Source organism: Streptomyces sp. NBC_01089 (genome assembly GCF_045162975.1).
Classification (GTDB): Bacteria; Actinomycetota; Actinomycetes; order Streptomycetales; family Streptomycetaceae; genus Streptomyces.
Window position 1 is genome coordinate 126,433 of record NZ_CP108660.1, and the last position, 13,053, is coordinate 139,485.

Sequence of the window (13,053 nt, forward strand, 5' to 3'; positions counted from 1 at the left end):
GCAGGGCCCACAGTGCCGGGTGTGGAGAACGACATGCGCAGCATCGGCGAGTTGGCCCGCGACAGCGGCCTGGGTGTGAGTGCCCTGCGGTTCTACGACCGTTCCGGTGTGCTGGTCCCGGCCTGGGTGGATCCGGTGAGCGGATACCGCTGGTACGGGCCGGAACAGCTCGAAGAGGCCCGGCTGTTGGCCCGCCTGCGCCGGGCCGGGATGCCTCTGGCGGACGTCCGGCTGGTACTGGCCGGCTGGTCCGGTGCGGATACCGGTCTGGTCCGGGAACTGCTGAAGGCGCATCTGTGCCGCCTCGAGCAGGAACTGTCCGTTGCCCGCGGTGAGTTCTCCGCGCTTTGCGCACTACTCGATCACAGGGAGAACGTCGTGACGTCACTGCACATCCCCACGGCCCGGCTGGTCACCGCCGCGCCCGAACTGGCAGCCGCACTCGATACGGTCCGTTTCGCGGTGAGCACCGATGCCAAGCTGCCGATGCTCGCCGGGGTCCTCTTCGACATCGAGGGCGAGAGCCTGCGGGTCGTGGCCACCGACCGGTACCGGATGGCTGTCGCACAGGCCGCGGTCACCGGGCACGACGGGAAGCGGGTGCAGGCCGTTGTGCCTGCCCCGCTCGCCGACGCGATGCGGGCCCTGCTGGACGGTGAGGGCCCCGTACGGCTCTCCGTCGACGGCGCCCGCGTGGCCCTGGAGGCCGGCGGCAGGCAGGCAGCCGGTCAGTGTCTCGACCACGACTTTCCCGACTACCGCCGTCTCCTCCCCCAGGCCGCGGAACGGCGCACCGTCGTCGAGGTGGCGGCATTCCGGAAGTCCCTGGAGACCGGCCCTGTCCGTCGCGGGGCGACCGGGGGGCCGGACCTGAGTGTGTTCAGGGCGGAAGACGGCGGCGCGTTGACCCTCTGCGCTGAGGAAGCCGAGGGCGCTGAGGGAGCTGAGGGCGCGGACCGTATCGCCGTCAACCGCCGGTTCCTGCTGGATGCGCTGGCCGCCGGGTCCAGGGAGCGGCTGATCCTGGAGTCCGGCGCTCCCACGGCGCCGCTCGCGATCCGCCGGCCCGATGACGAGACCAGCTTCTCGGTCCTGATGCCGGTCCGCCTGGAGGACTGAGGACCGGGGACTGGCGGCCGGCGGCCGGCGGCCGGAGCAGGCCGGCAGCCCACGCACGGGTCAGCTGCTCGACAGCCGCCTTGGTCACCGGGCGGCGTGAGCCTGGGCGGCTGTTTGGATGGCTGTATGGCTGATGTGACGGTCCGGGCTCATTAAGGTCGGTCCGCTGAGTAGTGCGTACCCCCGCACTGAGCACACCACTTGACTCTTCTCTTGCATTTCCTTTGCGCTCAGTAGAGTTGACTGGCCCGCGCACCAATGCGGCAGAGAGGGAGGGGTCGGACAATGGACATCGCACAAGCGCTCGCGCTCGTCGCGGCCACGGTGACGAGTGGTCTGGTCAGCGGACTGTTCTACGGGTTCGCCTGCTCGGTGATGCCGGCGCTGCGCGGCGGTGACGACCGGACATTCATCGACGTGATGCAGCGGATCAACACGGCGATCCTCAACGGTTGGTTCGTGCTCGGCTACATCGGCGCGTTCGTGTTCATGGCACTCGCGATCGGGCTGCAGTTCGGCGGCGGCGACCGGGACGCGGTCGCGCCGACGGTTGGCGCGTTCGTCTGCTACTTGGCATCGATGGCGGTCACCAGCCGGGTGAACATCCCGCTCAACAACGCCCTCGACGCGGCGGGACAAGGCGACGGCATCGCCCGGCCGCACGCGGTGCGTGAGGAGTTCGAGGGCAGGTGGGTGCGCTGGAACGTCGTGCGCGCGGTGTTGTGCAGCGCTGCGACGGGCCTGCTGTGCTGGTCCCTCGTCCTGCACGGGGCGAGCTGAGGAAGCGGTGACGTGGAAGGCGGGCGCGGGCTCGGTGCCCGCGCCCGCCTTCACCGGAGAAGCCTCCCGGCAAGTCAGCGGCCGCTGCCCAGCAGGGCCTCCGCGCGGCCGTGCAGCTTGGCGGCGTACGCGGCGCAGCCCAGGGCCGCCGTGTTGAGCAGTGTCCGCACGATGTTGACGGACTCCCAGGAGCCCTTGAACTTGTCGACGAGGGAGAAGTCGTGGATCTTGGCAGGGTTGCCGAGGTCGGCGAGCTGGTTGTTGAGCGGGATCTCCACGCCCATGGTGAGCATCAGGACGATCAGATAGAGCACGGCGGCCAGGCCCGCCCACAGGGCGATGGTCTTGCGCCCCCGGCGGAACTCGAGCACGGCCGCAAGACCCGCCGCGATGATCGCTCCGCAGAAGATGAGGACGAACAGGCCGTTGCCGTCGATCTCCGCGTTGAACTGCTGCATCGCGGTCACATAGGTACGGTCGTCGGTCTTGGCGAGTCCGGGCATGACCGAGATGTCGAATGCGAAGAACAGGCCTGCCATGAGGCCGAGCGTGACGACCGACACGATGTGCAGCCAGCCCGCGGCCTTGTTCGGTCGGGCGGGCTGCTGCTGCGGCGGCTGCGGGATCGGCGCGTAGGCGCCGGGCTGGCCGTACTGCTGCTGGTACGGGTTGGCTGTCATCGGTACGTCCTCGCTTTGGTCAGATTCGTAAGTACGGTGCCGAGGCGCGCTGTTCATGAGCTTAAGCGGATTTCCCCGGGCCGCCACGGCGTCCAGGTCTGTTCTGGACAGCATCGCGAGCGTTCCTCCAGCGGCCGTCGAGCGGCGCTTGAGCGGCTGCCCCCGGAGCAGCTGATCCGCGTCCGGGAGCCTCCCTGACGTCTGGTGGGCCCCGTGGCCGAGCGCCGCGGGGCCGCCGGTAGCCGGCTGTTCAGGCCACCGTGTTCAGCACCGTGCGCACGGTCGTCCGGGAGCCGTCCAGCGTGGTCAGCCACGCGTCGCGTTCGCCGCTGCGCAGCAGCGCCGTGCCGACGAGCAGGCCGCCGAAGCCCGCGTCCAGCAGCCGGGCCGCCGTCTGCGGGGTGTCGATGGCGCTGGCGCTGACCGGGCAGGGTGTGCCGCTCGCGATCAGCGCGGGCAGCAGGTCGAAGCTGCGCGTGAGGTCGCCACGGTCGCGTTCCTTGGTCTTGATGTCCTTGTTGTTGACAGCGATGACGCATTCGTCGGCGTGCGGCACCACCGCGATCTCGGCCTCGGTGGTGACCTCGACGAACGGCGTCAGTCCGGCGCGCAGCGCCGCGGTGACGAGGGTGCGCAGCGCGGATGCGGGCAGTAGCCCCGCGGTGAGCAGGACGGCTGACGCGCCCAGTTCTCTCGCGGTGTCGAGCTGCTGGCTGCGGGTGATGAAGTCCTTCTGCAGCAGGGGCAGTTCGGTGAGGCGTGCCACGTCGCGCAAAAGCTCGTGGGTGCCGCCGAACCAGCGGCCGGTGACCACCGAGATACAAGGGGCGCCGGCCTTCTCGTAGGCGGTCACGATCTCGGCGGGCGTATGGCCCGCGATGAGGTCGAAGCCGTGCGCGTCGCGCCGCTTGACCTCCATCACCAAGGGCCGCTCGGCCGTCAGGAGGGATTCGATGAAGGGGTGGCTCATGGATGCTCCTTAGGTGCCCCAGACTCGGGCGAGCCGGGTCACGGCGGGGCCCGCGATGCGGCCGTCGCCGCCACGGGCCGCGGTGTCGACGTCGATGCCGTGCAGCCGGGGGTGGTGCAGGACCCTCTCGTGGTCGGACCGGTTGGCAGGGTTGAGTCCTCCGGCGAGCCAGAACGGCAGGGTGAACCGGTCGGCCAGGTCGAGGACGGTGTCCTCGGACAGGCACTGCCCGGTGCTGCCGACACGGCCGTCGGGGGTGGTGGCGTCGATGAGGAAGAGGTCGGTGCCCGCTTGTTCGTACGCTCCGAGCAGGGGGCGCTCCAGGCAGGTGTTGCCCGTGACGTGCAGCACCTTGATGATGACGGCGTCCGGCAGGGCGGTGCGCAGGGCTCGCACGGTGGACGGGCGCTGGTAGGCGTGGAGTTGGACGGTGCCGATGCCGGTGCGGGCCAGTACACCGCTCAGCGCGTGGGTGTCGCTCAGGAAGGTGACCAGGACCGGATGGAGCACGCCGGTGGCGCGGGCGGCCGCCGCGAGGGCCGCCACCTCGCGCTCCGGCAGTTCGGCGGGGCCGCCGGGCACGCCGTGCCACAGGCCGGCGAGGTCGGCCCCTGCGGTGGCGAGCACGGCGATGTCGCGGGTGCTGGTGGCTCCGCACACCTTGAGTGTGCGGGTCCGTGGGGACGGCGGTGCGGGTGCCGGGCTCATCGGCCCAGGCCCAGCTGGGCCGCGATGCGGTTGTACTGGATCTCGTTGCTGCCCGAGTAGATTGTGCCGCCCACGGCGTTGCGCACTTCCTGTTCGAGTCCGTACTCACTCATGTATCCGTGCCCGCCGAATACCTGGACCGCGGCCAGCGCACTGGCCATGTTGGTCTCGCTGGTGACCAGCTTGGCGATGGCCAGGTCCTCGGTGACGTCCTGGCCTGCCTCCAGGCGCTCGGCGGTGTCGTACAGCCACTTCCTCGCCGATTCGAGGCCGATCTTCATGTCGACGATTTTGTTGGCGACCGTCTGGTAGGAGCCGATCGGCTTGCCGAAGGAGCGCCGGGTGCGGGCGTACTCGACGCAGCGGCCGAACCGGTGCCGCATCTCCCCCACGTTGACGATGAACGAGAGGAGGATCTCCCGCTTCATCACGTGGTCGAGCACGATGAACCCGCCGCCGACCCGGCCGAGGACCTGGGTGCGGGGGATGCGGCAGCCGTCGAAGTGGAGCTCGCTCAGCGGCGACGTGCGCAGTCCCATCTTCTTGACCGGCCTGCCGATGGTCAGGCCGGGCGTCCCGCGGTCCACGAGGAACGTGGTGACGCCCAGGGCGCCGCTGTCGGGGCGGGTGCGGGCGTAGACGACGAACACGTCGGCGACGGGCCCGTTGCTGACGAAGATCTTGGTTCCGTTCAGCACGAAGTCGTCACCGTCGCGCTCCGCCCGGGTGGTCATCGCCATGGCGTCGCTGCCGGATTCGGCCTCGGTGATCGCGTGTGCCCCGATCGCCTCGCCGGAGCAGATCGGTGGGAGATACCTCGCTTTCTGTCCGGCGGTGCCGAACCGGGTGAGGGGGACGCCGGTGCTGGCCATGGTGGTGGTGACCGAGAAGCTCAGTCCCGCGTCACGGCAGTGTTCGCCCAGGCCTTCGAGGACGTACATGGTGGTGAGCAGGGACTGGCCCAGGCCGCCGTGCTCCTCGGGGAAGGGCAGGGCGAGGATCCCGGTCTGCCGCACGAGTTTCCACTTGTCCCAGGAGAAGGTTCCCTGTTCCTCCTGGGTGATGTGGTCGGCGCTGAGCGCTTCGCCCCACCGGACCAGACCGTCCCGCAGGTCGGTCTGGTCGGTGTTCCAGCGGATCACTGTGGTTCCCCCTTCACGGGTGTGTCGCCCCTTCAGGGGGCCGCGGTTCAGTACGCGGAGGAGTTGTGGGCGTCGAGGCTGTGCACCTCGTCGCCCCGCAGGGCCGGGGTGAAGACGCAGACCAGGTGCAGGTCCTCGTGTTCGGATGCCACGAGGTAGTGCGGGTCGTGCTGGTCGAGGGCGTACAGACGGCCCGGGGTGATGGGGTGCACGGTGCCGTCGAGTTCGACCACTTCTCCGGAGCCGCCGATGCAGTAGCAGGCCTCGAGGTGGTTGCGGTACTCCAGGCGGGACTTGGTGCCGGCCCGTACGGTGGTGTCGGTGAGCGAGTAGCCGACGCCGTCGTCCTTGGTCAGGAAGCGGGCGCTGAGCCCGTTGCCCCAGTCGACGGTCTTGACGCTTGCCAGGTCGCGGATGATCACGGTCAACTCCTTTGGTGTGTACGGGAGACGGGTGTGCCGGCTTCGCCCGGTTCCGGCCGGATCGACCGGACGAAGTCGCGCAGCACTGTGGTGACAGAGCCCTCCTCGTCGAGGGCCTGCTCGACGCGGGCCACGCCCGCCGAGCCGACGATGGCGGCGTCGGCCCCGCTCGCGGCGACGGCCGCGACGTGGCTGCGCGTACTGACCCCGAAGCCGACGGCGATCGGGGAGTCGTTGTGCGCCCGCAGACCGGTGACGGTCGGGGCGAGCGCGGCGTGGCCCGTGGGGGGCGCGGTGCCGCTGCGGCCGTAGTGGGCCACGAGATAGAGGTAGGCGGAGGCGTCCCGGGCAGCCTGGGCCCGGGTCGCCGGGGGGCTGGTGGGGTAGCAGGTGCTGACCACCGCCGTGCCTGCCTCCTGTGTCGCCTGCCGGTAGGCGGTGCGCAGGCGGGGAGGTAGGCCGTGCACCAGCAGGCCGTCCGCGCCCGATGCGGTGATGTCCTTGACGGCGGCGTCCAGGTCGCGGTGCTTGAGCGAGTGGCTCCAGTCGGCGAGCAGTGCGATGCGCAGGTGGCGCAGGCGGGGCCTGACCTGGGCGATGAAGGTGAGTACGTCGTCGAGGCCGGTGCCGCGGTCCAGGGCGCGGCGCGCGGAGCGGCGTACGACGGGGCCGTCGGTGAAGGAGTCCGGGAACGGCACGGCCAGTTCGAGGCAGTCGACGCGCTCTTCGTCGAGCATCAGGACGACATCGGTGAGCTCGTCCAGTGGCGGGTCCCCGGCGTTGAGGAACAGGGCCAGGCCGGGGAGGCCCGGCGGGCGGTGGGTGAAGAAGTCAGCCATGGTGTGCCGCCCCGGTGGCGAGCGGTGCGCGGCGCCGGGTCCGCAGCCGCTGGGCGAGGGCCACGGCGGCGCCGCTGGTGACGGCCTCGTCGGTGGCGGCGAGTGCGGTGCTCCACTGGGTGTGCAGGCCGCCGGCGAGCGCGAGGGCTGCGGCGTTGAGCCGCACGGTGGCGGTGGCCGCCGGGTGGGCGCGGCCGCCGAGCACGGCCAGGAAGTGGTCGACGGCCTCGCCCTTGGGGGCGGGCGCGAGCGCTTCGAAGCCGCCGTCCGCCGTTGTCCACTGGCCCGCACGGATGTGGACTTGGCGTCCATGGCCCTGGTGGATCGTGTTGTCGGCGAAGCCGAGGAGTTCGTCGGCGCCCCGGTCGTTGGTGGTCAGCCACACCGAGCAGGTGGTGATCGTGTCGGCGAGGGTGCGCAGGTCGTCCAGCGGCATGGTGTGCGAGACGCCGGTGACCTGGGCGGTGACGGGCAGGTCGGCGAGGAAGGGGCCGAGCGCGTTGAGGAAGCGTCCGAAGGCCTTCATGCCCAGTGGTGCCACCGTGCGGGCGAGCCGGGTGAGTTCGGCCGGGTAGACGAAGGGCCCGGCGAAGGCGATCCCGTCCCGCTCCAGGTCCTCCTGGGTCTGCTCGTACGAGGAGGTCAGGCGCACCCCGAGGCGTTCGAGGAGGTCGACGGAGCCGAGGCTGGAGGTGTAGGCGCGCGAGCCGGTCTTGACGACACGCACCCCGGTGGCGGCGGCCACGAATGCGGCGGCCGTCGAGACGTTGAAGGTGGCGGGGCCGCCACCGGTGCCCACGATGTTGACGCTTGCGGGCCAGGCGGGCCCGGGGCGTGCGGGGCGCCGCTCCAGAAGCGAGGCGTGCAGGGCGGCCAGCGTCGCGGGGTCGGGGAGCCGGGTGGTCAGGGAGGCCAGCAGGGTGACGGCCTGCTCCGCGGGGAGCTTGCCGTCACCGAGCTGGTCCCACAGCGACCGCCAGGTCTCGCGCTCGGCCACCGTGCGCCGGGCCAGCAGGCCGGTGAGCGCGTCGTGCATGGCTAGCTGGTCACCCCCTGGCGCGAGCCCACGATGAAGGCGTCGATGGCGGCGGCGCTGCGGAAGTTGTCCGGGTCCAGGTCCGTGTCGTCGACAGCGAGCCCGAAGCGGTCCTCCACCCACGCGATCAGCTTCAGCAGGCCGAGGGAGTCGATGGCTCCGCTCGACAACAGGTCCTGCTCGTCGGCGAGTTGGTTCTCGGTCAGGTCGGGCAGGAACTCCTCGATGAGGAACTTTTTGATGGTGGCGGTGTTGCTCATGACGTCCTTCCTTCTACTGGGGTCAGCTCCCGGGGACGGTCCGCCGGCGGTGCCGGGGATGGTCCGCGGAGCCGGTCGAGCGCGGTGCGGTCGACCTTTCCGGTGGCTGTCTTGGGCAGCGGTTCGTCGGTGATCAGCAGGACGCCGGGGACGGCCGCCCTGGGCAGGGCGCGGGCACAGTGCTCCTTCAGCAGGAGGCTGTTGAGCCCGCTGCCGGGTGCCCGACGCACCCCGGCGACCAGCCGCTTGCCGGTCAGCGGGTCGGGCTGGGCTGCGACACCGGCCTCCAGGACGGCGGGGTGGCGCAGCAGCACCTGTTCGATCTCGGCGGTGTTGACGGCGACCCCCCGTACCTTGACCTGGAAGTCGCTGCGCCCGGTCAGGTGCAGCAGGCCGTCGGTGTCGCGGCGTACGAGGTCGCCGGTGCGGAACCAGCGGTTGTCGTCGTGGCCGAGCGGGTGGCCGGTGAACTTGCCCCGGCTGCGGGCCGGGTCGAGGTATCCGCCGGACTGGAAGGGTGTCCTGACGTAGAGCTCTCCGGTGCCGGGTCCTGTCACCTCGGCGCCGTCGGCGTCGAGGACGAGTGCCGAGACTCCGGGCAGCGGGATCCCGATGGGCACGGGCGGGACGGCTGTGGCGGTGGGTTCGATCTCGTGGACGAAGCTGTCGTTGGTCTCGGTGCAGCCGTAGATGTTCGCCAGGCGTGCCGCGGGCAGCAGTTCGCGCAGTTCGGCCAGGGTGCGGTCGGGCAGGGCGTCGCCGGTGAAAGCAGCACGGCGTACCGAGGGCAGGATCACGCCCGCCCGGTGCGCGGCGTCCAGGACGATCCGGTAGAACATCGGTACCGCTTGGACCACTTGTACGTCGTGGCGGAGCAGCAGGCCGAGCAGATGCCTGCCGTCGACTGCCTGCTCGGGGTCGACGAGGACGACGCGGCCGCCGTGCGCGAGGGTGCTCCACACGTCCAGCAGGCACAGGTCGAAGTTGAGCGGTGCGTGGTTGAGGACGGTGGTGCCGGCCGTGATGCCGAACGCCGGTCCGGCCCAGGCGACGAAGTGGTTCACCGCCTGGGGGCCGAGCGGCACGATCTTGGGCAGTCCGGTGGAGCCGGACGTGGTCAGCATGAATGTGGTGTCCCGCGGAACGGGGTGGGGGGTGCGGCTGTGGTCCGGTGCGGGTGTGTGCTGCGGTTCGCCTTCGGGGGCCAGTACGTGGCGGCAGCCGGCCTGAGCGAACAGCTGGGTGAGCAGTGTGTCGGCGAGCTGTGGCGACGGCAGCAGGAACGGGCGGCGGGCGAGCAGGCAGCCGAGGACGAGGGCGATGGCGGCGGGTGACTTGGCTGCGAGGATGCCGACGGGCTCGCCGGCGGACAGGGCCAGCAGGGCGAGGCGTTCGCGTTCGCGGCCCGCCATGTCGTAGAGCTCGCGGTAGCTGGTCTGTGTCCCGTGCCACACGAGTGCGGGTGCGTCGGGTCGCGCGCGGACCTGGGTGAGGAAGCCGTGCAGCAGCCCGGTGACCGGGTCAGTCATGGTGGCCGTCCGGCAGTGGTGCTGCGAGTGCCAGCTGGGCCCAGCCGTTCTTGACGGCGATGCCGTCGGGGGTGCGGCAGGTGAAGCGGACCAGGGTGGGCGCGGCGTCCGGGGCGAGTTCCACGCGCAGCGTCGCGCCGGGTGCCACCGGTGCGGAGAACCGGCCGCCGGCGGCCACGATCCGGGTGATGTCGCCGTCCGCGTACCGGTCGGCGATTTCCTCCAGGGCCAGGGCGAGCACGCTCATGCCGTGGGCGATGACGGTGGGGAAGCCGGCGTCGCGGGCGGCCAGGGCGTCGAGGTGGATCGGGTTGAGGTCGCCGGAGGCCTGGGCGTAGCCGCGGATCCATTCGGGGGTCGGTCGGTGTTCGGCGTGGGCCGTCCCGCCCGCCTCGCCCAGGGGGGCGGGCGCGGGCGGGGAGGGGATCTGTCCGAACGGTTCGATGGTGCTCGCGCCCAGCAGGAGGGCGCTGGTGAGGAGTTCGGCATGGCTGGTGCGGTCCGGTCCGGTGAGGCGGGCGCGGACGGCGACGCGGGTGCCGCGCGGTTCGCGGCGGGCGCCGAGCACGTCGAGCGTTACGGTGATCTGCTCGCCCGGGCGGACCGGGCGTTCGATGCGGATGTCCTGGCCGAGGTGGACCACGGAGACGGGCTCCGGTTCGGCTGCGGCCAGTTCGCGGACGGTCGCGTCGGCGAGGGTGTGGGCGAGGACGAAGGCGTGGACCGGCGAAGCGGCGCAGTGCGTTCCGGAAGCCGTGGCCGGGGCCGGGGCCGGCAGGATCGCGCGGACGGCGGCCCGCAGGGCGCTCACCTCGTCCTGGGTGACGGTGTGCTGGGTGGTGTGCGCCGGGGTGGGGATGGTGGTCGTCATACCGGTGCCACCACCAGGCTCGCGTTGTGGCCGCCGAAGCCGAAGGAGTTCGACAGGGCGGGCCCCAGGGCGACGGGCCGTGGGCTTGTGTGCACCACGTCGATCTCCATTCCGGGCTCCAGGTGTTCGTGGTTGGCGGTGGGCGGTACCTCTTGGGCCCGCATCGCCTGCACGGCGGCGATGATCTCGACGGCCCCGGCGGCCCCGATGAGGTGGCCGATGACGCCCTTGGGTGCGGTGACGGGGGGTCCGTGCGAGCCGAAGACCTTGGTCAGGGCTGCCGCTTCGGCGCGGTCGTTGTGCGGGGTCGAGGTGCCGTGTGCGTTGATGTGGACGATCTCGTCGGGGGCCAGGCCCGCGTCGGCGAGGGCACCGTTCATCGCGGCGACGGCGCCTGCGCCGTCGGGCAGCGGCATCGACAGGTGGTGGGCGTCGGCGGTGGCGGCGTACCCGGCGATCTCCGCGTAGAGCCGGGCGCCGCGTGCCCGTGCGTCGTCGAGGCGTTCCAGGACGACGAATCCGGCCCCCTCCCCCATGACGAACCCGTCGCGGCCGGTGTCGAACGGGCGTGAGGCGTGCGCGGGATCGTCGTTGCGCGCGGAGACGGCGTTGAGGTTGCCGAACGCGGCGAGGGTGACGGGGGTGAGCGTGGCTTCGCAGCCGCCGGCGATCACCATGTCGGCGCGGTGGGACTGCAGCAGCGATGTGGCGTGCCCGATCGCGTCGACTCCGCTCGCGCAGGTGGTGGCGATGGTGGTGGCCGGGCCGGTCCAGCCCAGCCGCATCGCGATCTGGGCCGCCGCGGCGTTCGGCATGGTCAGCAGCGGCATCAGCGGATTGACCCGGTGCGGGCCCGCCTCGCTGAAGTGCGCCGACTCGCGGTCGCTGGTGGCCCGCCCGCCCACCGCGTTGCCGACCACGATCGCGGTGCGCTGCGGGTCGGGTGCCGGGGCTCCCGCGTCGCGGTGGGCGGCCAGCGCGGCCGTGGTGCCGTACAGCGCGAACGGGTCCATGCGTCGGGCGTCCTTGGCGGGCACCAGCGCGCGGGGCCCGTCGATGTCGAGCCCGCTGACCCGGCAGCCGATGCGGGCCCGGTGGCGGCTCAGGTCGAAGTGGTCGAGCTCGGCGGCGGTGGAGCGGCCGGCGCGCAGCGCGGCCCACAGGGCTTCGGGCGTGCACCCGGCCGGCGTGACCACGCCGATCCCGGTGATCACCACCGGGGGGCGGGGGGCGGCTGCGGCAGTCATCTTCTCTCTCGTCTCCGTCCTGTGTGGTGTCCCAGGTCCTTCGGTGGCCTCTTCAGGCCGGGAGGATGCCGCACTCGCGAGCGGACTTGATGAATGCCTCGGCTGCGAAGTCGATGTCCTGCGGCGTGTGCCGTGCGGTCACCGCGATCCGCAGCCGGGCCAGGTCGTTGGGGACCGCGGGGGTGACCACCGGGATGCCGATGACTCCGTTCTTGCGGCAGGTGGTGGCCAGGTCGTACGCCGCGTCGTCGGAGCCGGCGATCAGCGGGAGTACCGCTGTCTCGCTGTCCTGGGTGCGCAGCCCTTCGGCGTTGATGAGGGAACGCAGCCGTGCGGACTCGCGCTGGATGTGGGTGACGCGCTCGGGTTCGCGTTGCAGGATGCGCAGCGACTCCAGGGCTGCCGCGGTCTGGGCGGGCGCGAGGGCGGCGGAGAAGAGGAACGGCCGTGCCGCGTAGCGCAGATGGCCGATCAGCTCGGCGGGTCCGGCCACCCAGCCCCCCATGGACGGGATGGCCTTGGACAGCGTGCCAAGCTTGATGTCGACCTTCACCCGGTGGTCGAAGTGCTCCTCGATGCCGCGTCCGGTGGAGCCGATGACGCCGAGCGCGTGCGCCTCGTCGACCATGAGCAGCGCGTTGTGCTCGTCGCACACTTTGCGCAGTTCGGGCAGTGGTGCGATGTCGCCGTCCATCGAGTAGACGCTGTCGACGACGACGAGGCGGACTCCGTCCGGGGAGGCCGAGGCGAGGCGCCGGTCGAGGTGGTCGACGTCGTTGTGCCGGAAGCGGGTGACGGTGGCGCCGGACAGGCGGCAGCCGTCGACGATGGAGGCGTGGTCGTACTTGTCGATGAAGACGGTGTCGCCGGCTCCGACGATGCCGCCGACGGTGCCGACGTTGGCGGCGTAGCCGGAGCCGAAGACCATCGCGGTCTCACGGCCGGCGAACCGGGCGACCTCGGCCTCCAGTTCCTCGTGCAGCGGGATGGACCCGGCCAGTGCGCGCACTCCGTGGTTTCCGGTGCCGTACAGGTCGACGGCGGCCTTGGCGGCGGCGACCACGCGCTCGTCACCGGCCAGGCCCAGGTAGCTGTAGCCGGACATCATCAGCAGCCGGCGCCCGTCGAGGTCGGCGTAGGCGGTGTCCCGCTCGACCGTGTAGGCGACGAAGCTGTTGCGGCGGTCGGGCACCGGCTCCAGCGCCTGTACGCGCCTGAGTGTGGCGTGCAGTTTCGGCTCGAGGCGTTCCCAACCTCCGGGTGCGTTCACGTGAGTCTCCTCAGCCAGTTCGGCGCTCCTGTATTCCTGGGGGAATTTCTACTTCGCGCTCCGCAAGACGGACGCAACACGAGATTCGGCTCTCTTGTCGAAATCCGCCGGAACACCCTCGGGATTCGCTTGAAAGGCCCTTGAGTACGCCCGGAGAATCGCAGGACAACTGGCCTGCTG

The 13,053-nt window shown here is 71.2% G+C and carries 14 protein-coding genes; 2 read left to right on the forward strand and 12 right to left on the reverse strand.

The window, feature by feature from the left end:
• Positions 1 to 21: 21 nt before the first annotated feature.
• Positions 22 to 1,119 carry a MerR family transcriptional regulator gene (locus OG510_RS00565; protein WP_406134616.1) on the forward strand — a complete coding sequence of 366 codons (1,098 nt, stop codon included), beginning with the start codon at positions 22 to 24 and terminating at the stop codon, positions 1,117 to 1,119.
• A gap of 285 nt (positions 1,120 to 1,404) precedes the next feature.
• Positions 1,405 to 1,899, forward strand: coding sequence for a DUF1772 domain-containing protein (locus tag OG510_RS00570; protein ID WP_406134617.1), 495 nt, complete (start codon positions 1,405 to 1,407; stop codon positions 1,897 to 1,899).
• Between the two features lie 74 nt (positions 1,900 to 1,973).
• On the opposite strand, the gene OG510_RS00575 is transcribed toward OG510_RS00570, so the two are convergent.
• The 12 genes from OG510_RS00575 to OG510_RS00630 all read right to left on the reverse strand — a co-directional run bounded on the left by OG510_RS00575 (position 1,974) and on the right by OG510_RS00630 (position 12,873).
• Positions 1,974 to 2,579 carry a DUF1772 domain-containing protein gene (locus OG510_RS00575; protein WP_406134618.1) on the reverse strand — a complete coding sequence of 202 codons (606 nt, stop codon included), beginning with the start codon at positions 2,577 to 2,579 and terminating at the stop codon, positions 1,974 to 1,976.
• 250 nt (positions 2,580 to 2,829) lie between these two features.
• The gene (locus tag OG510_RS00580) at positions 2,830 to 3,549 is read right to left on the reverse strand and encodes an indole-3-glycerol-phosphate synthase (RefSeq protein ID WP_406134619.1); all 720 of its coding nucleotides are present in this window, start codon (positions 3,547 to 3,549) and stop codon (positions 2,830 to 2,832) included.
• A gap of 9 nt (positions 3,550 to 3,558) precedes the next feature.
• A complete protein-coding gene (locus OG510_RS00585; protein WP_406134621.1) occupies positions 3,559 to 4,257 on the reverse strand; it encodes an N-(5'-phosphoribosyl)anthranilate isomerase in 699 nt (232 codons plus the stop codon).
• Positions 4,254 to 5,399 carry an acyl-CoA dehydrogenase family protein gene (locus tag OG510_RS00590; protein ID WP_406134622.1) on the reverse strand — a complete coding sequence of 382 codons (1,146 nt, stop codon included), beginning with the start codon at positions 5,397 to 5,399 and terminating at the stop codon, positions 4,254 to 4,256. The genes OG510_RS00585 and OG510_RS00590 overlap by 4 nt, the downstream gene beginning before the upstream one ends.
• Positions 5,400 to 5,446: 47 nt before the next feature.
• Positions 5,447 to 5,821: an ectoine synthase gene (locus OG510_RS00595; protein WP_406134624.1), complete on the reverse strand. Its 375-nt coding sequence runs from the start codon at positions 5,819 to 5,821 to the stop codon at positions 5,447 to 5,449.
• Between the two features lie 2 nt (positions 5,822 to 5,823).
• Positions 5,824 to 6,660, reverse strand: a complete 837-nt coding sequence (trpA, locus tag OG510_RS00600) for a tryptophan synthase subunit alpha (RefSeq protein ID WP_406134626.1) — start codon at positions 6,658 to 6,660, stop codon at positions 5,824 to 5,826.
• Positions 6,653 to 7,696, reverse strand: coding sequence for a hypothetical protein (locus OG510_RS00605; protein WP_406134627.1), 1,044 nt, complete (start codon positions 7,694 to 7,696; stop codon positions 6,653 to 6,655). Before OG510_RS00605 ends, trpA begins: the two co-directional genes overlap by 8 nt.
• 2 nt (positions 7,697 to 7,698) lie before the next feature.
• A complete protein-coding gene (locus OG510_RS00610) occupies positions 7,699 to 7,956 on the reverse strand; it encodes a phosphopantetheine-binding protein (protein ID WP_406134628.1) in 258 nt (85 codons plus the stop codon).
• A complete protein-coding gene (locus OG510_RS00615; protein WP_406134629.1) occupies positions 7,953 to 9,485 on the reverse strand; it encodes an AMP-binding protein in 1,533 nt (510 codons plus the stop codon). The genes OG510_RS00610 and OG510_RS00615 overlap by 4 nt, the downstream gene beginning before the upstream one ends.
• Positions 9,478 to 10,356, reverse strand: a complete 879-nt coding sequence (locus OG510_RS00620; RefSeq protein ID WP_406134630.1) for a MaoC/PaaZ C-terminal domain-containing protein — start codon at positions 10,354 to 10,356, stop codon at positions 9,478 to 9,480. The genes OG510_RS00615 and OG510_RS00620 overlap by 8 nt, the downstream gene beginning before the upstream one ends.
• Complete coding sequence (locus tag OG510_RS00625) at positions 10,353 to 11,603, reverse strand: beta-ketoacyl-[acyl-carrier-protein] synthase family protein (RefSeq protein ID WP_406134631.1); 1,251 nt, start codon at positions 11,601 to 11,603, stop codon at positions 10,353 to 10,355. Before OG510_RS00625 ends, OG510_RS00620 begins: the two co-directional genes overlap by 4 nt.
• Positions 11,604 to 11,655: 52 nt before the next feature.
• Complete coding sequence (locus tag OG510_RS00630; RefSeq protein ID WP_406134632.1) at positions 11,656 to 12,873, reverse strand: aminotransferase class I/II-fold pyridoxal phosphate-dependent enzyme; 1,218 nt, start codon at positions 12,871 to 12,873, stop codon at positions 11,656 to 11,658.
• Positions 12,874 to 13,053: the final 180 nt, after the last annotated feature.

Excerpts from the sequence above, each read along its gene's own strand:
- OG510_RS00625 (WP_406134631.1), bottom strand. The coding sequence starts at position 11,603 with ATGACTGCCGCAGCCGCCCCCCGCCCCCCGGTGGTGATCACCGGGATC.
- OG510_RS00575 (WP_406134618.1), bottom strand. The coding sequence starts at position 2,579 with ATGACAGCCAACCCGTACCAGCAGCAGTACGGCCAGCCCGGCGCCTAC.
- OG510_RS00570 (WP_406134617.1), top strand. The coding sequence starts at position 1,405 with ATGGACATCGCACAAGCGCTCGCGCTCGTCGCGGCCACGGTGACGAGT.
- OG510_RS00610 (WP_406134628.1), bottom strand. The coding sequence starts at position 7,956 with ATGAGCAACACCGCCACCATCAAAAAGTTCCTCATCGAGGAGTTCCTG.
- OG510_RS00620 (WP_406134630.1), bottom strand. The coding sequence starts at position 10,356 with ATGACGACCACCATCCCCACCCCGGCGCACACCACCCAGCACACCGTC.
- OG510_RS00585 (WP_406134621.1), bottom strand. The coding sequence starts at position 4,257 with ATGAGCCCGGCACCCGCACCGCCGTCCCCACGGACCCGCACACTCAAG.
- OG510_RS00615 (WP_406134629.1), bottom strand. The coding sequence starts at position 9,485 with ATGACTGACCCGGTCACCGGGCTGCTGCACGGCTTCCTCACCCAGGTC.
- OG510_RS00605 (WP_406134627.1), bottom strand. The coding sequence starts at position 7,696 with ATGCACGACGCGCTCACCGGCCTGCTGGCCCGGCGCACGGTGGCCGAG.
- OG510_RS00580 (WP_406134619.1), bottom strand. The coding sequence starts at position 3,549 with ATGAGCCACCCCTTCATCGAATCCCTCCTGACGGCCGAGCGGCCCTTG.
- trpA (WP_406134626.1), bottom strand. The coding sequence starts at position 6,660 with ATGGCTGACTTCTTCACCCACCGCCCGCCGGGCCTCCCCGGCCTGGCC.